This window comes from Salibacterium aidingense DSM 18341, from assembly GCF_000429685.1.
GTDB lineage: Bacteria > Bacillota > Bacilli > Bacillales > Marinococcaceae > Salibacterium > Salibacterium aidingense.
In genome coordinates this window covers 1-21517 of sequence record NZ_AUCI01000006.1, presented here as the reverse complement: position 1 = coordinate 21517, position 21517 = coordinate 1, and the positions used below count along the sequence as shown (strand labels likewise).

Sequence of the window (21517 nt, the reverse complement as noted above, 5' to 3'; positions counted from 1 at the left end):
GTAAATAGATGAATCAAACCAATGCAGGAAAGGGAGCGGTACAAAGATGGTCGCAAACAAGGTTGTATTTATCACGGGAGCCGCCGGCGGAATAGGATTTGAAATAGGGAAAGCGTTCGCGGAGCAGGGAGCAAAAGTGGTCATCACGGATATCAATGAAAAGGTAAAGGGGGCCGCAGAAGAAGTAACGGAAAAAGGAGGCGACTGCCTCGGGATGTTATGTGATGTGACCAGAGAAGAAGATTTAAAAGCAGCGCTGGATAAAACGGCGGGCCTGTATGGAAGGCTTGATGTGTTAATCAATAATGCAGGACTTCAACATGTAGCTTCTGTAGAAGACTTTTCCATGGAGAAATTTGAATTTATTACGAAAGTGATGCTTACAGCTCCTTTTATGGCAACAAAGCATGTCTTTCCCATGATGAAAAAGCAGAAGAGCGGACGGATTATTAATATGGCCTCGATTAATGGGTTAATTGGGTTTGCCGGAAAAGCCGGGTATAACAGTGCAAAGCATGGGGTCATCGGACTGACGAAGGTGTCAGCATTGGAGGGAGCAGAACATGGAATTACAGTTAATGCGCTCTGTCCGGGATATGTCGATACACCGCTTGTCCGCAATCAATTACAGGATTTGGCTGACAATCGAGGTGTCACGATGGAAAAAGTGCTGGAAGATGTAATCTATTCCCTCGTCCCGCAAAAACGGCTGCTGACGGTTCAGGAAGTGGCTGATTATGCGATATTTTTAGCAAGTGATAAAGCCCGCAGTGTTACGGGGCAGCCTGTTGTCATGGATGGCGGCTATACCGCTCAGTAAAAATGAAAAGGAGGAAAAGGAATGTTTGGGATTATACTTGGTCTTATTGTGTTAATGGTACTTGCCTATTTGGGCTGGTCCATCATCTGGGTAGCACCGATCGCTGCCGGAGTTGTAGCCCTGTCAGGAGGCCTTGATCTGCTGGAGGCTTACCGGGATACTTATATGGGTGGTTTTGTTGACTTTGCGAAGGAATGGTTTCCGGTTTTCATGCTTGGAGCTGTGTTTGGAAAATTAATGGAGGACACTGGGATGGCCCGATCCGTGGCGGCAGCATTGACAAAAGTAATCGGGACCAAACGGGCGGTACTTGGAGTACTGGCATCGGCAGCGGTGTTAACGTATGGAGGGGTCAGTTTGTTTGTCGTGGTGTTTGCTATATATCCCCTGGCTTTATCTTTGTTCCGGGAAGCCAATATCAGTAGAAAGCTTATTCCGGCAACCGTGGCTTTAGGGGCTTTCACGTTTACCATGACAGCCATTCCAGGTACCCCGCAGATCCAAAATCTTATACCGATGCAGTACTTTCAGACAGACGCAGCAGCAGCACCGGTGATGGGACTCATTGCAGCCCTGATTATGGCTGTAGGAGGCTATTACTACCTAAGGTGGAGAGAAAAAAAGATGGCTGAAAAAGGAGAAGTTTTCACGGAGCCTAAAGATAAAAATGTTTTAGAAGAGGAGAATGAAAAAGACCCTCTATTTGTATTGTCCCTGCTGCCTCTGCTGACTGTGTTGATCACATTGAATATTTTAAACTGGGATATTGTAATCGCTCTTATTTCAGGTATTTTATTAATTATGGTCTTAAACTTTTCAAAATATAAGCGTTTTGTTCAATCGATGAACAATGGGGCCGGCGGCTCTATCGTAGCTATCATTAATACAAGCGCAGCGGTTGGATTTGGAACTGTGGTAAGAGAAGTTCCTGGATTCGAGCGGCTGACAGAACTATTAATGGGCATCAGGGGCAATCCGCTCATCTCAGAAGCGATTGCTGTCAACGTTTTGGCAGGTTCGACCGGTTCCGCCTCCGGCGGTATGGGTATTGCACTGGAAGCACTAGGCTCCAAGTATTATGATATTGCGATGGAGACCGGCATCAGCCCAGAAGCTTTCCACCGCATCGCCTCCCTTGCCTCCGGCGGCTTGGATGCCCTTCCTCATAATGGGGCAGTTCTTACTCTCTTTGCCATTACAGGAATGAGCCATAAAGACAGTTATAAAGATTTATTCGTTGTAGCAGTACTCATTCCAGTGATTTCCGTTATAGTGGTGATATTCCTGGCTTCTATCGGTATTCTGTAAATTAATAGGAACCCACACCAAAAACAGGACCAGCTGCTCTCAGCTGGTTCGTTTGATTATAGGGGCTTGATCAGAAAGACGCAGTCCGATAGCGAAGGACTGGCTTTATTCCTTGTTGTATAACTTTTTAACAAGCAGCTTTTCATATTCATTCAATACCTCATCAAGCTTTGCACTTTTTTCCAGCATCTCCGGATCGGTCAGAGATTTATCTTTGCTAATATCGTGGAGCTGCTTCCTTAAGTTTTCTATTTGTCTCTGAATCTCTTCCATCTTGCTTGTCATAACGTTCCTCCTATTCTCTTACTAATAGTATTTACATTCCTAAATAATTTATAAACACCTTTTTTACATCCCATGGGTCAGGCCCCACCTAGATTGGACTGGGAAAGGCTTAAAAAGTATTTCAAATATTTCATTCAGCTAACAACTATGAAATCTCGAGTTTTTAAGACATACTATTTTTTTATTACGGGTAAAGCGCCCATATATTGAAAAAGGAACAGGTGGTGAAGCATTATGACAACAAAAACTAACGCGAAAATCACTTATGTTTGTATGGCAGCAGGAGGTGTCATAGGCGGCACAGCACTGCTGGTTAATCAAAAAGCAAAAAAGAATTCTTCCACAGGGGAGGAGACGTCCTCCGTGGGCAGCGAAAAGCAAAAACCAAAATACAAAATGAAGTATAGGACGAAAGTGGAACCCCTGAAAAAAACCCAAGAAATCATGAAGAACGTAAAAAATTCGGCGGGAGAAAGGTTAGAACGGAAAGGACAGAAAATGCAGAAGGAGGCGGGGCAGGAAGCGCCGGTTAACGTGAAGAGAGCAACCATCCAGCGTGAACATTCGGAAAATAACGATAAGCAGCCAAGGGCGCAGTAATCCCTGGAGAGTGGTAGTTCGTGAAAGAAAAATACAAAGACAAAACGTATGTATTAAAAGATTCGAGAGAAATATTTCACTACTCCAATGAGGAATATCCAACCTCCAGTGCCGGAGGAGAAAAGGAAAGGAATCTCAAAGAAAAAATAAAAGCAAAGACGAACGGTTTGCTGCCAAAAGCGGTGAACAGGGACAAATCAACAGAAAACAAGGAAGAGGATTTAGCAGCACAGGCAAAAGAGGTAACAAAAGAAGCAGTCAAGGAAACGGCAAAAGAAACGATGGAAAATATCGCGGATAAGAACTCAACAGAGGAAATCAAGGAAGAAGCAAAAGAGACGGCGGCGGAAACAGTCAAAAAAGAAACGGAAGATAGGCCAAAAGCCAAAAACGCCGCGGCAGCCTCACTGATCGGAAAGAAATTTTATGATGCTTTTGAGAAAGCAAGGATAGTCAAAGAAAAAGCGAAAGAGAATGCGGAAGAAGCTGCTCAAAAGGTTAAACAAGCCGGCGAAGGGGCGTCGGAGAAACTAAAAAACCAAACCGAAGAGGCAAAAGAGCAGGTTCAGGAAAAAGTAGAAGATACGAAGGAACAAGTCGAGGAACACGGGATTCCGTTTCAATCGGAAACAAATCGAGATAACACGGACGGTCCGCCAAACTCCGTTATAAAATCAAAAAAAGATCTCCAAGGATGCAAGGATATAAAAGGAGTCCGTTATATAAAAGGAATCAACGAACTTAAACGGTATGAAAACAGGAAAAGGAGCAGTCAGGTAAAAGGAATCAGTAAAAGGAAGGGCACAAAGGATATTAAAACTTTAACCTAAAGGAGTGAATTTCTATGGAAACATTAGAAAAACGTACAGATTCTTCAAGTCTTGCAGAGGTCATTGACCGAATTCTTGATAAAGGGGTCGTTATTGACCTTTATGCCATTGTTTCCGTGGTGGGAATTGAATTGATAACAGTAGAAGCACGAGTTGTTATTGCCAGCGTGGATACTTGGTTGAGATACGCGGAGGCAGTAGGGCTGTTAAGGGATGATGTACAGGGAGAAATCGACAATGAAACCGGTGGGAATGACAGAAGAGATCAACTGAATTTTGCTTAATTTGATCCAGGAGATGGAACCTGCCCAGGCATGTATACCTGTGCTTAGGCGGGTTTCCTCCTATAAATTAGAAAACGAGTATAAATAAGGAAGAGGAGGTCCAGGAAATGGCAGTGGAAAATTCTCAAACCAATCAAACGGAAAAAGAATCTTCTTCCCAGAAATCCTCCACCTCAAAACAATCTGGGGCATCCTCGGGGGCCGATCAAAAGAAAACTTCGTCTAATAACCAAAAGCAAAAGGAGAACCGGGACCAAAATATGGGAGAAGTATTCCGTATTCTTCGTTCTTTTTTTACAGAGCACATTGCCCCTCCTTTCCGTATTACCTCTATTGTAAATAACGAAGAGAACGGCTGGGAAGCCGAAGTGGAAGTAATCGAAGAAAAAGAATATATGAAAACATATGCCAAAGATCAACTGTTGGGAGTATACGAAGTGGCTTTAAATAATAAGTTGGAAATTATATCTTTTGACCGAATAAAGCTTCGTCCAAGAACTGCTTTGGTGGACAAAAATGAAGGGAGGCAGTAGAGGTGGCAGCAAAAACCAGGAAAAATAATGCACCCGCCTCCCGGAAATCCACCGACAGCGCTGACGGCCGGAATTCAAGAGGAGCGGAGGAACAGAAACAAAGCTATGGAAAAAAACAAATTCATCATGTGGACAGTTTTGTTTCATCAAAAAAAATTGAGGAGATTCTGAAGCGGTCTCTCCAATACTTGAATATAGGATATCCGGTTCATTTTACAGGAGCCTCCGGTGTTGGGAAAACGACAATGGCTATGCAGCTGGCTAAGCGTACAAATCAGCCGGTGGTCCTGTTGAATGGGAACCGCAGTTTATCCAATGTTGATTTGATCGGAGGTTTTTCCGGTTACACAAGCAATAAATTTGTGGATAATTATGTCCGCAGAGTCTATAAACGAGAAGATACACTAACAGAGCATTGGAAGGCAGGGCATCTATTCGAAGCGGCGGAAAATGGCTGGACCGTTATTTACGATGAGTTCACCCGTACGGAACCGGAAATAAACAATATTCTTTTGCCGCTACTGGAAGAAGGGATTCTCCCTTTATATGGAGCTAAACAAAAGCACTACTTCAAAAGTGTCCATCCTGATCTCAAGATGATTTTTACCAGCAATCCGGAAGAATACAGCGGGGTTCATGCAACCCAGGATGCGCTGCTTGACCGGATGATTACCATTCCTGTAGAGGAGTCAGACCGTGAAACCAAAGTCAAAGTGTTAAAGGAAAGCACAAACGTGGCAAAAAACGAAGCCGAGCTTATTATACGATTCATTGACAACATGCAGGCTGTTTGTGAAGAAGACCAAAGCAGGCGCTTAAGCTTTAGATCAGCCGTTATGATTGCGACTATCAGCAGACAGAACAAGATCAAAATAAATCCAAACCAAAGCGATTTCTTAAAAGTGTGTGTAGATACGGTTGGTGTGACGGTACGAAATTGCAAACATCTTTCTGATATGAAGGAGACCGAACAATTTATCCAGCAGGAAATAAAAGAAATATAGGAGGGAAACGTGTTGAGCGAGGAATTAGGCGTTTACATGTTTGGGGTCATTGAAGAGAAGGAGCCCGTGAATTTTGGGCATGTTGTTCTTGCAGAAGGAGAACGGCCTGTTTATACCATTCATAAAAATAACAGAGCAATGGTTGCAGCGGACGCTCCTATTCAGATATATGACCCCAGCAGGAAAAATCTGCAGGCCCATCAGGAAATAGTATCTAAGGTGATGGCTTCCTATGATATTATTCCGATGAGTTTCGGCAATGTGCTTGAAGGAACAGAAGACATTCATATTCTAATGGATAAGCTTGATGAACAATTCGATGAAATATTTCCGAAAATCAGAAACAAAATAGAGGTCGGCCTGAAAATTATCGGAAAAAAAGAATGGCTGTCAGAAAAAGTGAATCAAGAGCCGCATGTAAAGGCCCTGCAAAAACGAACCCGGAATAAAGAAAAAAATGCAAGCTACTATGATCGTATGGAGCTGGGAGAGACAGCTCATAAATTTATGATGAATCTTCACTATCAATTTGAAGAGGACGTATTTCAACCATTAGCGGACATGGCAGCAGCTGCCAAAAGTAATGAAGTAATCAGCGAACGGATGCTGCTGAATGCTTCTTTTTTAATTGATAAGGAAAAAGAAGAAGCATTTGATGCAAAAGTCAACGAGATTTACAATGAATGGCTGGATAAAGCAGAATTTAAATATACAGGACCGTGGCCGGCTTATAATTTCATTGACATCAAATTGAAAGCGAAGAACCCAACATGATTCACAAACTCTTCACCTGGCCGGCGTCCTTGTTAATGACGGTTGGAGATAAAGTGAAAGAAGAAGTAGATAAAGAATACTATGACCTGGAATTTATCCAGCAAAAACTATCCAATCTGCAAATGATGTATGAAATGGAAGAAATATCAGAAGAGCTGTTCTTGAAACAGGAAGAGATTCTGCTTGCCAGGTACAGGCAGGCAAAAGAGCGGGAACAACAGCTGACGCGGGACCAATTTAGGAAATAAGGAGGGCATTAAGGTTGCAAATACAATCTGATTCTCCTGCACTGATTTATGTCTACGCTTTTATCCCCACCGAAGAGTATGACCAACATTCATGGGTGGAGGCAGACGGAATGGAGCCTCCCCAAAAAATAGAAGGCCTCAGGTTGAATGACATGATTACAGCAGTCACGTGCAAAGTTCCAGAAAAGGACTATTCCCAAGATATCCTCCAAAAAAAAGTAGAGGATATGGAGTGGCTGCAGGGAAGAGCCTTTCACCATCATGAGGTGATGAATCAATTACATGAAAATTTCACCGTGATTCCGCTTAAATTTGGGACCATTTATGAACAGGCCGATCATTTAACAAAACGTATAACAATAGATAAGGAAAACATACAAAAGATATTTGCTTACCTCTCTGAAAAAGAAGAATGGAATATAAAAATTTACGTAGAGGAAGAGAAATACATCAAAAATATGATGGATCAGGAAAAGGAAGTAGAAAGGAAGAAAGAAGAGATAGAAAAACTTTCCCCCGGAAAACGATTTTTTGAGAAGAAGAAATTGGATCAGTTTGCCGAAGAGAAAGCAAAAGAGAATATACAGAATACGTGCAGGGCTATTCATGAAAAGCTTTGTGCCTCGAGTTTTAACGAGGAAGTGAAAAAAAACTGGGAGAGAAAAGTGACAGGGCGAAACGATGAAATGAATTGGAATGGCGTGTATTTAATCAAAACGGATTCGAGGGACAAGTTTTTGGATATTGTAGAAAACGAACAGCGGAAAGCAGAAGAAACAGGAGCAGGAATATCAATTGCAGTCACCGGTCCGTGGCCCGCTTACCACTTTTCTGACATGTAGGAAGAGGTGAACAAGATGGAAGATAACAGTTTAAAGAACCAGGATGTTTCGCTTTTAGATATTCTGGATGCTGTTCTGGATAAGGGAGTTGTACTCCGCGGAGATTTGACGATTACCGTCGCGGATGTCGACTTGGTTTATCTAGACTTAAAGGTACTGATATCTTCTGTAAGCAAGCTTCAGGAATCTGCATCGATGGGCGGTGAAACAGAAAAAGAAGGCCAGAAAAATGGCGGAAAGGAGTAACAAGGAGATGGAGAAGAACGCAGAAGTTACCAATACTGAAACCCGTCACCCAACCGGCCGCATTTCTCTTGACCCGGATAACGCAGAAGAAGGTCTTTCCCAATTGGTAATAACCGTGGTGGAACTGCTGAGAGAACTAGTGGAACGACAGGCGATGAGAAGAGTAGATCAGGGGGAACTCACCGAAGAGCAGATCGAGCAGGTGGGCGTGGCGCTTATGCAGCTTGAAGAGAAGATGGAAGAAATGAAACATATTTTCGGTTTGAACGATGAAGACTTAAATATTGATCTAGGTCCATTGGGTAATTTGCTTTAACGGATCAATGAGTGAAGAGGAGAGTGATCTTAATGGCAGCTTATCAGCATTCAACGCCAATGAATAATACAAGTAACCTTGTGGACGTGTTGGAAACGGTGCTGGATAAAGGAGTAGTCATAGCCGGAGATATTAAAATTAATCTTGCAGACGTCGAACTGTTGACCATAAAAATACGTCTTCTTGTTGCTTCTGTAGACAAAGCAAAAGAAATGGGAATAGATTGGTGGGAACACGATTCTCATTATTCCTCCGGCGCAGCCAGAGTACAGGAAGAAAATGAAGAGCTTTGGCAGCGTATAAGACAGCTGGAAGAACGTCAAGGCACAAACGCAGGAAACAGGGGAACGGTCCTTTCCGATACAAATGCGAAGGGAGAATCCACCAATGAATAACAAAGACATATGGCATGATATCTACACGCTCTTAGAGGATATGAGTCAAGAAAAGGAATCCTCCGTCAGCCGGGTCGAAGAAAGAACATGGGACCAAAAAGGAGAGATTCCTTTATGGAGGGTGGAATATCATTTAAGAGCAAAAACAGATAGGACCTCCTAATCTAAGGAGCTGCATCAATGGAGGAAGATCGGCTAAGTTCCGCATGTCCTGTGCCCACGCCGATCTGACCCGCTTCCTGCGGGCCCAAACACCGTTTGATGGGATCTTCGGCTGCTGCTTGAAAAGGAAACAGGCTAAAACCGCCACATCATGTGGCAGCGCCTGCATGACCAACATCCTGTTGGCCCGGAGTCACCGCCTTCCGCTTCTGCCTCGGTTCCATTTTCTTTATCACAGGAAAGGGGCAGCCTCTCTCATTTCCCTACGCCTACAATAAATTTCGGCATTCTGCAATGCATTGTTCCAGATCCTCAACAGCATGCTCCATTTTTTCTCTCGAATCACTATGAGCAACGTCGATGGCATTGTTTAAATGAGACAGTGCACTTTCGCATTCTGTAATACACTGCTGTAATTCTGATTGATCCACGATATGTCTCCTTTCTATATAGACGATCTTTCTTTAGGATGCTTTCTTTTTTCCCTGTATTCATATTTCAAACAGAGTTGTCGGGGATTACTGGCTGCAGCCTTTTATGGCTCAACGTCTCCGTCCTGTAAAAAATAAACACAAACATCCACAGCAGGCTGCTTGAGGACGCACGTATGTTGAAAACAGGGATGGAGAATCAAACTTGTGAAAAAATATACAGGCGTTTTTCCATCCCACAGTTAAGTCCGGTAAAGTGAAATTTTCTTTCTCTTTTTCCGACCGCCGAGTCTTGAAAATTATGGTGAAAAAAGGCACACTTATACGTAGAACTTAAATATTTTTCGACAGCAACTGCCTGGACAAGGAGGAAAAATGATGGAATTTGAACAGGTGATAGATAGAAATCAATCTAACTCAATGAAATGGGACTTTTATCCGGACCGATACGGGGCGGACGATTTATGGCCGATGTGGGTGGCGGATATGGATTTTCAGGCGCCGAAGCCTGTGCTTCAGGCCATGCAGGAAGTAGTGGAACATGGCATTTTTGGCTACCACCGCCGTCCCAAGTCGCTGTTTGATGCAACCACAGCATGGCTCGAGAAACGCTTTGACTGGAACGTGGAAAACGATCAAATTGTTTTTACACCAGGGGTGGTCCCCTCCATCAGTCATATTATTCAAACATTTACAGAAAAGGAAGACGGCGTTATCATTCAGCCGCCTGTCTATTATCCTTTTTATGCACTCATTCATAACAATGAGCGGACGCTGGTAAGAAATCCGTTGAAAGAAACCGGGCAGGGATTCACGATAGATCTTGAGGACTTAGAGGAAAAAATGAAGCAGGCCAAAATGCTGCTGCTGTGCAGTCCGCACAATCCGATTGGCAGGGTGTGGACGGAAGACGAATTATCCGCTGTTGCCGAACTGGCTGAAAAGTACAACGTGCTCGTCGTATCCGATGAGATTCATGCAGATATCGTGCTGGAAGGGCAGCATATCCCGTTTGCCAAAGCAGCTGCCGGTAAAGAAGTAGAGACAATCTCGTGTCTTGCTCCGAGCAAAACTTTTAACCTTGCTTCCCTGCAGCTTTCCTATGTTGTTTTTGAAAATAAAGAAGCAAAGAAAAAATACGAGTCTCACCTGCAGCGTGAATTTGTCGGTATCGATAATCCATTTGCCACAGTAGCTGCTGAAGCGGCTTACCGTTACGGGGAAGAATGGCTGGAACAGATGCTGCACTATGTCAGAAGTAACGTACACCGCGTTAAAGATTATATTGAATCCAACATGCCGGAAATGAAAGTAATAGAGCCGGAAGGCACCTATCTAGTCTGGATCGATATGCGTGAATTAAATATGGGGGATAAGGAATTGGAGAAATGGCTGCGGCACGAAGCCAAATTAGCCCTGAGTGATGGTCCTATATTTGGAAAAGAAGGAGCCGGATTTGTGCGGATGAACGTGGCCTGTCCCCGCGAAACTTTGGAAGAAGGTCTCCGGCGGCTGCAGACAGCGTACGACAATAAAAAATGACGATAGATAGGGGAAGAGAAGCCTATATCCAGAAAGTAGGCTGCTCCTCCCAAAGGTTACTTTGTAATCAAAAGTAATATTTTATAACTTTTTTGTGCTGGAAGGAATTAATAAAAAAAGTATCGAATACATTCCTTAGTATAGTACAAGATGTTTCGTACCTCGACGCAAAGACATGTAAACCATTAACATTCTGTACGTACGAAAAGGAGCCTGTTCATGATGCAAAATTATTTTGCGGAAGAGCTTCAGAAAGATTTTGAACGAAAACTGGGGCGTTTATTGACGGCTGATGAAAAAGAACTGATCCAGTGGATGGCAGATTCTCAGAAGGAGAAAGACCGGGCAGAGGTGGAAAAATGTTTTATGTTGAAGGCCGAAAGTTAGATGAATAAAAGAGGGAAAGTGGTTGAAAAAGCTGTCGCAAAAGTTTATCTTTTGAAAGACAGCTTTTTTACCCTTTAACACGGGAAGGAGTACCATAAAAGTGAAGACATTCCAGCTGGTGTCATTGCATCTTTTATTAAAACAGAAAAAGGATATTGCTACCTGCGAAGTCCCACTGGAAGAAGGCTTAATTATTAATCGGGAGGAAAAGGACAAATCCTGGTTAATCGAAGCTGTCGTTCCGACCAAAGAGGAAATGTTTTTCCGGGAGAAGATGGAGCAGGGAGAAAAAATGGTTTTGGAAGTTATCATTACAGACCGTCATAATACCCCGGCGCTGATGACGGGAAGCATAAGGCATATTATTACGCTGGAAGAAAAAATAAGTGTGATGCTCGATGCGAAAATGGCAGCCGGCAAAGATGATGTTTCTAAACTGATATTGGAAGAATTGATAAAGGATGGATACACAGGAGAAGACATGGTGAAAGAGTTTATGAACCGGAAGGAAGATCAGGTACAATGGTCGAAAAAGGCGGCACAGCAGATTTATAAGAATATGTCTGGATGACTTTATTATGGTTGAGTAAAAATAAAAACGGGAAGGATTACAAACAATGGGTAACAAATGCAGCAACGAAAATAAGGAAGATCAGGCATGAAAATTTTTACATTTTTTGATTATTACCATAATGAAGTGAAACTAGCTTTTGAAAAGAATCCTTTTTCTGACTCTCCGCGGCATGTATGGGTGATTTGTCGTTTTCAGGGGCAATGGCTGTTGACACGCCATCCACGAAGAGGGCTGGAGTTCCCCGGAGGAAAAGTGGAGAAGGGGGAAACTCCGGAAGAAGCGGCAGTTCGTGAAGTATGGGAAGAAACAGGCGGTATTGCAGAGATTGTAAAGCAAGTCGGTCAATACCGGGTCAAGGGACGGGCAGAAACGGTAGTGAAAAATATTTATTTTGCCGATGTCCAATCGATGGAAACCAAAAAAGATTATATGGAAACACTGGGCCCCGTCCTGCTTCGGAAACTCCCCAGAGAGCCGGATGACAACTACAGCTTTATTATGAAAGATGACGTCCTGCCGAAAACTCTTCATTATTTAAAAAAGCAAAAACTTCTGCCCCGGGGTGACATCAAGGAATGAAGACCTGGGAGGGGGCAGTTATTTTTTTCTGCTTCTTCTGATTAAAAAAGACTCCAGCGCTTCAATGCTTTTGTACATAAAGGCTGCTAAGACAGCGATGACGATTAAACTAAGCATTACCTGTCTGAATTGAAAGACCTGAAATCCATAAATGATGAGATAGCCCAGCCCCTGTTTTGCTACAAGGAACTCTCCTACAATGACCCCTACCCACGCTAACCCTACATTTACTTTCATTGTAGAAATGATCGTCGGATAACATGCCGGCAGCACAGCATACTGAAACAGTTGTTTTTTGGTTGCTCCGAAGGTAAGAAGCACTTTTTTATAATTTTCGTCTACCTGCTGAAACGCATGATAAACGACAAGGGTAGTAATAACAATCGAAAGCAGACAAGCCATAGCAATGACAGAAGGGATGCCGGGACCGAAGGCCACAATAATAATAGGGCCGAGTGCTACTTTCGGCATAGCATTTAATACGACAAGATAAGGATCCAGTACTCTCGATAAAAAAGTAGACCACCACAGAACGAGAGCAATAAACGTACCGCCTGCCGTCCCAAGTAAAAATCCGATAATAGTTTCTGACAATGTCACGGAGGTGTGTAACAATAGCGACCCATCAAGGCTCTTCTCCATAAAGAGTTCAGCTATCCGGCTGGGCATGCTGAATATGAGAGGATCGATCCATTCCATACGGCTCAGTATTTCCCAGCTTAAAAAGAATAATCCTAAAAGCAGGAGCTGAGTACTGAGAATACGCCGTTTTTCCGTTTTCCGGTTTTGAAGAAAATCATTATGGCGTGTTTGGATGCTGGTTTTCAACATTCTCCAACTCCTTCCATATTCTCTGGAAGAATGGATGAAATTCCGGGTGATTTCTTGCTTCAAGTGGAAGCATGCGCCTGAAAGTTTCTGGAACCTGATAGACATTGTAAATGCTGCCCGGATTGGTGCTGAATAAAAAGATGCGGTCGGACATGGCTATGGCTTCACTCAGATCATGTGTGACGAGAATGGCGGTTTTTTGCTGCGAGTTTAACGTGTGAGAAACCAAATCTTCCAGTTTTAGTTTGGTTTGATAATCCAGGGCGGAGAACGGCTCATCCAGCAGCAGCAATGACGGCTCAGGAGCAAGCATTCGAACCAGGGCGGCCCGCTGCCGCATTCCGCCTGATAATTCAGAAGGAAAGGCATCTGCTTTATCTCCAAGACCAAGCTGTGCTAAAAGGGACATTGTTTTTTCTACGGTGTCTTCGTTGTGCATTCCGGTAATTATCAAACCGAGTTCAATATTTTTGCGTATGGTAAGCCATGGAAACAAGTAATCTTCCTGCAGCATATAGCCGGTTTCCTTGGAAAACCCGGAAATTTCGGTGCCATTCATTAAGATTCTTCCGGATGTAGGAGGGATTAGTCCGGCAATGATAGACAGAACAGTGGTTTTGCCGCAGCCGCTTGGGCCGATAAACGAAACGAATTCCCCATCTTCCACCGAAAGTGAAATATCCGTCACGGCTTCCACCGCATTTTCTTCCGTAAAATATATTTTTTCTATCTCCTGCAAAGAAAGCATATTGCTTCCTCCTTTACTCATCGATCACGGATTCCGCTATTTCCGTATCCACGTATTGCTCATAATCGGAGCGTTCAGGGAGTTCTCCTGCTTCGTCCATAATGTTCTGCAGGTTATCCCAGGCCGATTCCGGCAGAAGCGGGGTTTCTGCATAAGACTGCTGATCGCGGTAACGTGCAGCGGAGTCAGCGATAATATCCTCGGGTGTATCATCAAAATAAGGGGCAAGCACTTCAGCAATTTCGTTGGGAGAGGCGCTATATACCCATTGCTGTGCTTTGTATATTGCCCGCGTAAATCGTTCAGCAGCCTCCTTGTCGTCTTCAAAAAAGCTTTCTTCTGCCATAAAGACGGTGTATGGCAGTGCTCCTGATTCTTCTCCGAAAGAAGCAACAATGTGTGCGAGTCCTTCCTGTTCAAACTGGGTAGCCTGTGGTTCGAAAAGCTGGACGTAGTTCCCTGTCCCGGAAGCAAACGCATTGGATATATTGGCAAAATCAATATTTTGGATGAGATCGAGATCTTCCTGAGGATCTATATTGTTCTGTTTGAGTACGTATTCGCCTGTCATTTGCGGCATTCCGCCTTTGCGCTGGCCAAGAAACGTTTTTCCTTTTAAATCTTCCCACTCAAAATTCTCCGGTTCTTCCCTTGCCATTAAAAAGGTGCCATCAGTACGTGTCAGCATGGCAAAATTAATAATTGGCTCGGCCGGATCCTGGGCATTTACATAAATCGACGTTTCCGCTCCCACGAGAGCTACATCTGCCCCATCGGATAGAAGGGCTGTCATTGTTTTGTCTCCGCCCCATGTCGTAGTCAGGTTTATGTTCAAATTCTCTTCTTCAAAATAGCCGTTTTCCAATGCCACATATAAAGGAGCGTAAAAGATAGAACGTGTTACTTCGGCCAGTTCCACCTCGGTTGTTTCATCTTCCTGCAGAGAACAGCCGGTAAGAATCCCGGCTCCCATAAAAACGCTGCCCAGTATTGATATGATCCATTTTTTCATCGTTTGATTCCCCTTTCTGACAGCTCGTAATATAAGATATGAGAAAAGCATGGACCTCGTGCCATAAGAAATAGGTAGGGAAGAAATACAAATAAAGCTGGGACAAACACAAAAATCCGAACGATTTACGTTCGGATTTTTGTGTTTGATAATGTTTTGTCCCATTCTCATTTATCACTGATTAATGCTCCGATAACCGGAACCACGAAATGTTCGTTTTTTTAATACGTCTTCCTTTTGTCCTGAACTCGTTTTTTAGTATTCAGCGGTTTCCGGTGTATGCAGTATCGGACCAGCCTTTCTGATCTGTTCCGGCATGTTCGCAAATTTCTCGAAGTTCTCCTCGAATTTCCATGCCAAGTCTTTGGCTTTTAACATATAAGCTTCTTTATCCTGCCAAGTCGAAGCCGGGTGCAGTAATTCATCCGGGACTCCGGGGCATTGCAGGGGGAGGTGCAGCCCGAACACGGCATCCCGGGTCGTTTCAGCTGATTTTAATTCTCCCTGCAGGGCAGCCTGAATCATTGCTCTAGTGTAGGCCAGATCCATACGTTTACCTATACCGTAAGGGCCGCCGGACCAACCCGTATTGACAAGAAACACCTCTGCGGCATGTTTTTCAATCTTTTCACCAAGCATTTCGGCATAGGTAGAGGCGTGTAATGGTAAAAACGGGGAACCGAAACATGTAGAGAAGGTAGCCTGTGGTTCTGTAATACCACGTTCGGTTCCGGCCAGTTTACTCGTGTATCCGCTCAAAAAATGATACATCGCCTGTTCCTTAGTCAAACAGCTGATCGGGGGCAGCACGCCAAAAGCATCAGCAGTCAGGAAGATAATCGTGGAAGGGTGTCCGGCCATGCTTTGTTCAAGTGCATTTGGTATATTTTCTAATGGATAGGCTGCTCTGGTATTTTCCGTTAATGTTGTATTGTCGTAATCCGGTTCTCCTGAATGAGGGTTGACATATACATTTTCAAGTACAGTGCCAAAGTGAATCGCATTCCAGATCTGCGGTTCTTTTTTGTAGGATAAATGAACACATTTGGCGTAACAGCCGCCTTCAATATTAAAAATGCCATTATCTGACCAGCCGTGCTCATCATCTCCGATTAACAGCCGGTTTGGATCGGCGGAGAGGGTTGTTTTCCCCGTTCCGGAGAGGCCGAAAAAAAGTGCTGTATCTCCCTCCTCCCCAACGTTTGCCGAACAATGCATGGAAAGGATATTCTGTTCCGGCAGCAGAAAATTCATGACAGAAAAAATAGACTTCTTCATTTCCCCGGCATATTCTGTTCCACCGATTAGAACGACCCGTTCTTCAAAGGAAATTACAATAAACGTTTCTGAATTGGTCCCATCATGATTTGGATCTGCCTGAAATTCAGGGGCACTAATGATGGTGAAAGGGGCTTCCTTTGTGTCAGATTCCCCTGAACGAATAAATAATTGACGGGCAAATACGTTGTGCCAGGCATATTCATTAATAACCTGGATGGGAAGTTGATAATCCGGATCTGCCCCTGCAAAGCCATTCGTGACAAATAATTCTTGTTTCTGTTCTAAATGTCGGAGAACTTGATCGTATAAAGAAGCGAAGGATGCTGGACTAAGCGGCTGGTTTACTGCACCCCAGTCGATTTTATCCCGGACAGATTCCTCCTCCACGATATATTTGTCTTTTGGGGATCTGCCTGTATATTTTCCCGTTTCCACACTTAATGCGCCATCGGAGGTTAATATACCTTCTCCGCGGAAAAGTGATTTTTCAACCAGGCGGGAGACAGGGAGATCCATTAAAATATTTTCCCCCCGCAAAAGACGGGTGAAAGGCTTGGAAAAACGAGTCGTCATCATGGCGGCAAAATCCTTTCTATGGTAATAGTAAAACATTTATTACGAATTAGTATAACACATTTATATAATTAGTCTATACTTATTTGGCGAAAATGCTCATTGTCCCATACAAAATTTTTTGGAATGATGTTTCAGAAGAATGTGTTATAATAAAAAAAATCTTGTTTTAGGTGGAATCAGAAATGGCAGTAATGGTGTTTTATGATAAAAGCTGTGGTTTATGCCGGCAGTCTAAACAACAACTGGAAAATTGGGATCCAAACGGACTCATAACATGGCGTGCTATTCAGGACCCTGACATTTTAACGGATTATCCTTTTCTAAAAGAGAGAAACGTTCAAAAGGCCATGCATCTGCTGGAACAAGAAACGTATTTATATACAGGATTTGCAGCCGTAAAACGAATCATGCAGCTGCTCCCGGCGGGAAAATGGATAAGGCCGCTATTTTACCTGCCGGGTTCAGACTGGGCGGGCGATAAGATATACAAGGCGGTAGCCAAAAACAGACACAAGTTTTCAAAAAACACCTGTGAGACAGACAGCTGCGGTATAGTCAGTAAATAATTTGACAGAAGGTGTCAACTGCGTTACGATAGTGTTCGAACGGATACTCTTATCCCGAGCTGGTGGAGGGACAGGCCCTTGGAAGCCCGGCAACCATCCTCATGAAATAAGGAGGCAAAGGTGCTAACCTGGAAAGGCGGAATAGCGTCTTGGAAGATAAGAGGCGAAAAAGGTGAACGGCCGATGCCCCTTTTCCTCGCCATGGAAAAGGGGTTTTTATGTTTATCATCCAGTATGAAACACTGTTTACGCCTGCTCGTCTTAGATGAAGTATCAGGGAATGAGTGCCGTAAGAAACTATTTCGCAGAGGAGGCAGTATACGTGTCGACGGATGGACGACGTTTATTTACTTCAGAATCAGTAACAGAGGGGCATCCGGATAAAATTTGTGATCAAATATCCGATGCCATTTTGGATGAAATTGTTTCCAAGGATCCCAATGCCCGTGTGGCTTGTGAAACCGTAGTAAATACAGGGCTTGTGTTGGTGGCAGGGGAAATTACCACCTCTACCTATGTTGATATTCCCCATATTGTCCGGGAAACGTTAAAAAAAATAGGTTACACCCGGGCAAAGTACGGGTTTGATCATGAAACATGTTCTGTCCTGACTTCCATAGATGAACAATCAGCCGATATTGCACAGGGTGTGGATCAGGCGCTGGAAGCAAGAGAAGGGCAGATGACAGAAGATGAGCTGGAAGCGATTGGAGCCGGAGACCAGGGCTTAATGTTTGGATATGCGGATAACGAAACACCGGAACTGATGCCGCTGCCGATTTCGCTTTCCCATAAGTTGGCGAGGCGCCTGACAGAGGTGCGGAAGGAAGGAATTATTCCTTATCTCCGCCCGGATGGTAAAACCCAGGTGACTGTGGAATACGGCGATGATGGAAAACCATTACGGGTAGAAACGATAGTCATTTCCACCCAGCACCATGCAGATGTATCGCTGGCAGAAATCGACAAAGATTTGAAAGAACACGTGATATACCCCATCGTTCCAGAGCATCTTCTGGATGAGGAAACGAATTATTTCATTAACCCAACCGGACGCTTTGTCATTGGCGGGCCCCAGGGGGATGCAGGACTGACCGGCAGAAAGATTATCGTGGATACGTACGGCGGATTTGCCCGTCATGGAGGCGGAGCGTTTTCTGGAAAAGACGCGACAAAAGTCGATCGTTCTGCTTCTTACGCCGCCCGCTATGCTGCGAAAAATATCGTAGCCGCCGGTCTTGCTGAAAAATGCGAAGTGCAGCTGGCCTATGCGATCGGGGTAGCGCAGCCGGTTTCGATTTCTGTAGAAACATTTGGAACAGGGCACGTTACAGAAAGTCTCCTGGCTGAGCTTGTTCGTGAAAACTTTGATCTTCGTCCTGCCGGGATTATAAAAATGCTTGATTTACGGCGTCCGATTTACAGCCAGACGGCAGCATACGGCCATTTTGGAAGAACCGATGTAGAGCTGCCATGGGAAGCGACGGATAAAGCAGAAATATTAAAATCTCTGGCGGCAGAAGTAAAATAATAAAAAAGGGAAGGACCGTCCTGCAAGGGCGGTTCTTTAACATTAACGGAGAAGGGGAGGGCCTTGAATCATTCCGGCAGTATCTGCCAGGTTCCGGGAGGGGAGAAGCTGTTTACCTCCACTTGTAATGCAGCGCTTAAATTACTCCAGGTGGGGAGTGTTTTCTTTATAATATTTGGCTTTTTCCACGTAAGACTGTTGAATACGGTGCATTTCATCCAAATCTTCTTCCGTGAGTTCCCGGATGACTTTAGCGGGACTGCCGAAAGCTAGGGTACGAGGGGGAATTACTTTACCCGGCGGGACCAGACTTCCCGCCCCAATGAAAGCTTCCTCCCCGATCTCCGCCCGATCAAGAATCTTGGATCCCATCCCTATCAGGGAATTTTTGCGGATGATGGCACTATGTAAAATAACCATATGTCCAATAGTGACATCATCTTCGAGTATAAGCGGGTTTTTTTTACTTTGGTGTAACACGGAGTTATCCTGGATATTCACTCTATTTCCAATGACTGTAGGAGCTACATCCCCCCGGATTGCCGTGTTAAACCAGACGCTTGATTCTTCTCCAATTTTCACATCACCGGTGATGGTTACATAATCGGCAATGTAGGCGGAATTGGCGATATCCGGATATTTCCCTTTATAGGAGTATAGCATGTAACGAAACCTCCTGCCGTTCCATAAAATTTCCTTTCCTATAATGTAAGTTTAGCAAAATTCGTAGTAAAATGAACAGGGAAATGTTATAGCAAGGATGCACATCAGGGAAAGGCAGGGACTGAACATGATAAAGACCTGGACGAGTGAAACTCCTCTCGCAGCCCTAGTTATCATACATGGAGCCGGCGAACACCACGGCCGTTATGAATGGTTAATTGAACGCCTTAATAATCAGGGGTTTCATGTTATCAGCGGTGATTTACCTGGTCATGGGAGAACGAGAGGTAAACGCGGGCATATTGACAGCTTTGACCAATATATTGATACAGTATACGCATGGTATAAAGAAGCAGCTGCTTTTGACGTTCCAGTTTTTATATTCGGACACAGCATGGGCGGGCTTATCACCATCCGGGCTTTAATGGAAAAGTATATGCCTGTGCAGGGAGTCATTTTATCCTCCCCCTGTCTTGGATTGTATGAGTATCCGAGTAAAGCGGCAGAACTGGCGGGGAAAATGATGCACCGTCTGGCTCCTTCTCTCCGTGCTAAAACAGGACTGCGGGCAGAAGCGGTGACTAGAGATGAGGAGGCCAGATCTCTCTACGAACAGGACGAGCTTATCGTATCAAAGGTCACCGTACGATGGTACCAGGAAATGGCAAAAGCAATGAAAATCAGCCATCTGCAGTCCGACCGTTATCCGGATATCCCGACACTGGTTATGCAGGCAGGGGAGGATTATGTTGTTGATTCCTTTTCCACCCACCGCTGGTTTAACCGGCTTGAGATCTCGGACCGGGCTCTAAAGGAATGGAAGGGCTTGTATCATGAACTGTTGAATGAACCAGAACGGGAAGAAGTTTTTCAATTCATGATGCATTTCATTTCCCAGAGATGGTAAACGTATGGAAAAAAGAGGAGGATGAATGTGAAAGTACCGACGAAACCCTGGACAATGATGTATAAGATATATAAAGAACTGGTTCCACAGGTCCATCGTCTGCTCGGAGAATGGAGAATCAAAGCAGACCGAATTCCAAACCCGGAACTACGGAAACAGGCGCTTATCAGTATAGAGACCAAAGCATTTCACTGTGAGGGAGGGGCGGTTTATGCGCTGTTAGCACCGCCGGAGCAGCGGGAAGATGTACTGCGTTTTATCATTGCCTATCAGACCATCTGCGATTACTTGGACGGTCTGTGTGACTGGAGTGATTCCCAGGATCCCGAAGACTTTTTTATGCTGCATCAGTCCCTGAAACATGCCCTGCTTCCCGGCAGTGAACAGGATAACTATTATAAATATAGAGAAGATCAAGATGACGGGGGGTATTTAAAAGAATTGGTAGACACCTGCCAGCAGACCCTCACGGCTTTCCCTGGATTTTGGAATGCACAGAAAGATATGGAAGAGCTCTCTGCCTATTATCGAGGCCTTCAGGTACATAAACATGTGAAAAAGGAAGATAGAATTCCTCGTTTGACTTCCTGGTTTGACGAACATAGACACAGACTCCCAACAATGGAATGGTACGAATTTAATGCCTGTACGGGTTCCACCCTGGGGATTTTTGCTTTAGCTGGTTATGCAGCCAGATCTCCTATCGCTGAAATTCAGTCCCATTCCATAAAATCTGCTTATTTCCCTTACGTGCAGGGTGTTCATATTCTGCTTGATTACTTTATTGACCAGCAGGAGGATATAGCGGATGATGAATTGAATTTTTGTGCCCAGTATCCGAATGAAGAAAAGATGGCGGCCCGGGTACGTACCTTCAAACAGGAAGCGGAAAAAAGTGTTAAGAAATTACCCGATGCCTCTTTCCATTCGATGATTATAAAAGGTCTGTTCGCTATTTATCTGGCAGATGAGAAAGTTCAGACCAATCCTTCCATGAAGAAGACGGCAAAGCGTTTTATCCGCTTCGGCGGTCTTCCCGCAGTCTTTTTCTATGCTAATACATGGATATACAGGAGAAAGTCAAAGGAAGTCTATGGATGATCATAGGCGGATAAAAGAGTCTGGGACCAAACATTATCAAGGACAAAAAATCCGAACGATTTTTTCCATAAATCGTTCGGATTTTTGTGTATTGTTCTATCGCTGCGTCAAAATAGGTCGCTTTCCGCGGGCACGGCTCGA

At 44.1% G+C, this 21517-nt stretch carries 29 protein-coding genes and 1 riboswitch; of the genes, 22 read left to right on the top strand and 7 right to left on the bottom strand.

All coding sequences use genetic code 11. The annotated features are described in order from the left end of the window. Positions 1–46 precede the first annotated feature (46 nt). Both G475_RS0106120 and G475_RS0106115 read left to right on the top strand, forming a co-directional pair. Positions 47–820 (top strand): 3-hydroxybutyrate dehydrogenase, encoded by a 774-nt coding sequence (locus G475_RS0106120; protein WP_026700516.1) that lies wholly within the window; start codon positions 47–49, stop codon positions 818–820. Positions 821–841: 21 nt separating this feature from the next. Then, a complete protein-coding gene (locus G475_RS0106115; protein ID WP_026700515.1) occupies positions 842–2128 on the top strand; it encodes a GntP family permease in 1287 nt (428 codons plus the stop codon). A 105-nt stretch (positions 2129–2233) separates the two neighbouring features. Here G475_RS0106115 and G475_RS0106110 read toward each other — a convergent pair whose 3' ends face one another. Continuing rightward, entirely contained in the window at positions 2234–2413 is a 180-nt protein-coding gene (locus G475_RS0106110) for an aspartyl-phosphate phosphatase Spo0E family protein (protein ID WP_026700514.1), read from the bottom strand. Between the two features lie 234 nt (positions 2414–2647). On the opposite strand from G475_RS0106110, the gene G475_RS0106105 reads away from it, so the two are divergent. From G475_RS0106105 to G475_RS27125, 12 genes are all read left to right on the top strand, one after another. Then, complete coding sequence (locus G475_RS0106105; RefSeq protein WP_026700513.1) at positions 2648–3013, top strand: hypothetical protein; 366 nt, start codon at positions 2648–2650, stop codon at positions 3011–3013. A gap of 20 nt (positions 3014–3033) precedes the next feature. Then, positions 3034–3843 carry a hypothetical protein gene (locus tag G475_RS0106100; RefSeq protein ID WP_026700512.1) on the top strand — a complete coding sequence of 270 codons (810 nt, stop codon included), beginning with the start codon at positions 3034–3036 and terminating at the stop codon, positions 3841–3843. 14 nt (positions 3844–3857) lie between these two features. Further along, positions 3858–4127, top strand: a complete 270-nt coding sequence (gvpA, locus tag G475_RS0106095) for a gas vesicle structural protein GvpA (protein ID WP_026700511.1) — start codon at positions 3858–3860, stop codon at positions 4125–4127. A 107-nt stretch (positions 4128–4234) separates the two neighbouring features. Continuing rightward, positions 4235–4660 carry a gas vesicle protein GvpO gene (gene gvpO, locus G475_RS27880; protein WP_084414023.1) on the top strand — a complete coding sequence of 142 codons (426 nt, stop codon included), beginning with the start codon at positions 4235–4237 and terminating at the stop codon, positions 4658–4660. A 2-nt stretch (positions 4661–4662) separates the two neighbouring features. After that, a complete protein-coding gene (gene gvpN, locus G475_RS0106085; protein WP_084414022.1) occupies positions 4663–5664 on the top strand; it encodes a gas vesicle protein GvpN in 1002 nt (333 codons plus the stop codon). 12 nt (positions 5665–5676) lie between these two features. After that, positions 5677–6438: a GvpL/GvpF family gas vesicle protein gene (locus G475_RS0106080; RefSeq protein ID WP_026700508.1), complete on the top strand. Its 762-nt coding sequence runs from the start codon at positions 5677–5679 to the stop codon at positions 6436–6438. After that, positions 6435–6686 (top strand): gas vesicle protein GvpG, encoded by a 252-nt coding sequence (locus G475_RS0106075; protein WP_026700507.1) that lies wholly within the window; start codon positions 6435–6437, stop codon positions 6684–6686. The genes G475_RS0106080 and G475_RS0106075 overlap by 4 nt, the downstream gene beginning before the upstream one ends. Before the next feature lie 14 nt (positions 6687–6700). Then, positions 6701–7528 carry a GvpL/GvpF family gas vesicle protein gene (locus G475_RS24365; protein WP_051302233.1) on the top strand — a complete coding sequence of 276 codons (828 nt, stop codon included), beginning with the start codon at positions 6701–6703 and terminating at the stop codon, positions 7526–7528. 15 nt (positions 7529–7543) lie between these two features. Continuing rightward, positions 7544–7774, top strand: a complete 231-nt coding sequence (locus G475_RS0106065) for a gas vesicle protein (RefSeq protein ID WP_026700506.1) — start codon at positions 7544–7546, stop codon at positions 7772–7774. 7 nt (positions 7775–7781) lie between these two features. Continuing rightward, a complete protein-coding gene (locus G475_RS0106060) occupies positions 7782–8090 on the top strand; it encodes a gas vesicle protein K (protein WP_051302281.1) in 309 nt (102 codons plus the stop codon). Between the two features lie 32 nt (positions 8091–8122). Further along, a complete protein-coding gene (gvpJ, locus tag G475_RS0106055; RefSeq protein ID WP_026700504.1) occupies positions 8123–8485 on the top strand; it encodes a gas vesicle protein GvpJ in 363 nt (120 codons plus the stop codon). Continuing rightward, a complete protein-coding gene (locus G475_RS27125; RefSeq protein ID WP_156911637.1) occupies positions 8478–8648 on the top strand; it encodes a hypothetical protein in 171 nt (56 codons plus the stop codon). Before gvpJ ends, G475_RS27125 begins: the two co-directional genes overlap by 8 nt. A gap of 268 nt (positions 8649–8916) precedes the next feature. Here G475_RS27125 and G475_RS27120 read toward each other — a convergent pair whose 3' ends face one another. Next, positions 8917–9078, bottom strand: coding sequence for a hypothetical protein (locus tag G475_RS27120; protein ID WP_156911636.1), 162 nt, complete (start codon positions 9076–9078; stop codon positions 8917–8919). A 378-nt stretch (positions 9079–9456) separates the two neighbouring features. Between G475_RS27120 and G475_RS0106040 the strand changes: the two genes are divergently transcribed. The 4 genes from G475_RS0106040 to ytkD all read left to right on the top strand — a co-directional run bounded on the left by G475_RS0106040 (position 9457) and on the right by ytkD (position 12160). Next, a complete protein-coding gene (locus tag G475_RS0106040; RefSeq protein WP_233275734.1) occupies positions 9457–10620 on the top strand; it encodes a MalY/PatB family protein in 1164 nt (387 codons plus the stop codon). A gap of 219 nt (positions 10621–10839) precedes the next feature. Then, positions 10840–11007 carry a hypothetical protein gene (locus tag G475_RS27115; RefSeq protein ID WP_156911635.1) on the top strand — a complete coding sequence of 56 codons (168 nt, stop codon included), beginning with the start codon at positions 10840–10842 and terminating at the stop codon, positions 11005–11007. 100 nt (positions 11008–11107) lie between these two features. Continuing rightward, a complete protein-coding gene (locus tag G475_RS0106030) occupies positions 11108–11578 on the top strand; it encodes a YwpF family protein (protein ID WP_026700502.1) in 471 nt (156 codons plus the stop codon). A 93-nt stretch (positions 11579–11671) separates the two neighbouring features. Beyond that, positions 11672–12160 (top strand): RNA deprotection pyrophosphohydrolase, encoded by a 489-nt coding sequence (gene ytkD, locus G475_RS0106025; protein WP_026700501.1) that lies wholly within the window; start codon positions 11672–11674, stop codon positions 12158–12160. Between the two features lie 18 nt (positions 12161–12178). Here the strand turns inward: ytkD and G475_RS0106020 are convergent, their stop codons facing one another. The 4 genes from G475_RS0106020 to pckA all read right to left on the bottom strand — a co-directional run bounded on the left by G475_RS0106020 (position 12179) and on the right by pckA (position 16608). Then, entirely contained in the window at positions 12179–12991 is an 813-nt protein-coding gene (locus G475_RS0106020) for an ABC transporter permease (protein ID WP_051302231.1), read from the bottom strand. Beyond that, entirely contained in the window at positions 12960–13739 is a 780-nt protein-coding gene (locus G475_RS0106015; protein ID WP_026700499.1) for an ABC transporter ATP-binding protein, read from the bottom strand. Before G475_RS0106015 ends, G475_RS0106020 begins: the two co-directional genes overlap by 32 nt. Positions 13740–13752: 13 nt before the next feature. Next, the gene (locus G475_RS0106010) at positions 13753–14751 is read right to left on the bottom strand and encodes an ABC transporter substrate-binding protein (protein ID WP_026700498.1); all 999 of its coding nucleotides are present in this window, start codon (positions 14749–14751) and stop codon (positions 13753–13755) included. Positions 14752–15006: 255 nt separating this feature from the next. Next, the gene (pckA, locus tag G475_RS0106005; protein ID WP_026700497.1) at positions 15007–16608 is read right to left on the bottom strand and encodes a phosphoenolpyruvate carboxykinase (ATP); all 1602 of its coding nucleotides are present in this window, start codon (positions 16606–16608) and stop codon (positions 15007–15009) included. A 182-nt stretch (positions 16609–16790) separates the two neighbouring features. On the opposite strand from pckA, the gene G475_RS0106000 reads away from it, so the two are divergent. Together G475_RS0106000 and metK are read left to right on the top strand one after the other, a co-directional pair. After that, positions 16791–17174: a thiol-disulfide oxidoreductase DCC family protein gene (locus G475_RS0106000; protein WP_026700496.1), complete on the top strand. Its 384-nt coding sequence runs from the start codon at positions 16791–16793 to the stop codon at positions 17172–17174. A gap of 46 nt (positions 17175–17220) precedes the next feature. Further along, a riboswitch (SAM riboswitch) is annotated at positions 17221–17337 on the top strand. A 159-nt stretch (positions 17338–17496) separates the two neighbouring features. Then, a complete protein-coding gene (gene metK / locus G475_RS0105995) occupies positions 17497–18705 on the top strand; it encodes a methionine adenosyltransferase (protein WP_026700495.1) in 1209 nt (402 codons plus the stop codon). 141 nt (positions 18706–18846) lie between these two features. Here the strand turns inward: metK and G475_RS0105990 are convergent, their stop codons facing one another. Next, on the bottom strand, positions 18847–19368 hold the full coding sequence (locus tag G475_RS0105990) for a gamma carbonic anhydrase (protein ID WP_026700494.1): 522 nt from the start codon (positions 19366–19368) through the stop codon (positions 18847–18849). 127 nt (positions 19369–19495) lie between these two features. On the opposite strand from G475_RS0105990, the gene G475_RS0105985 reads away from it, so the two are divergent. Beyond that, positions 19496–20275 carry an alpha/beta hydrolase gene (locus G475_RS0105985; RefSeq protein WP_051302229.1) on the top strand — a complete coding sequence of 260 codons (780 nt, stop codon included), beginning with the start codon at positions 19496–19498 and terminating at the stop codon, positions 20273–20275. A 27-nt stretch (positions 20276–20302) separates the two neighbouring features. Next, positions 20303–21376 carry a tetraprenyl-beta-curcumene synthase family protein gene (locus tag G475_RS0105980; RefSeq protein ID WP_026700492.1) on the top strand — a complete coding sequence of 358 codons (1074 nt, stop codon included), beginning with the start codon at positions 20303–20305 and terminating at the stop codon, positions 21374–21376. The last annotated feature ends 141 nt before the right edge of the window (positions 21377–21517 follow it).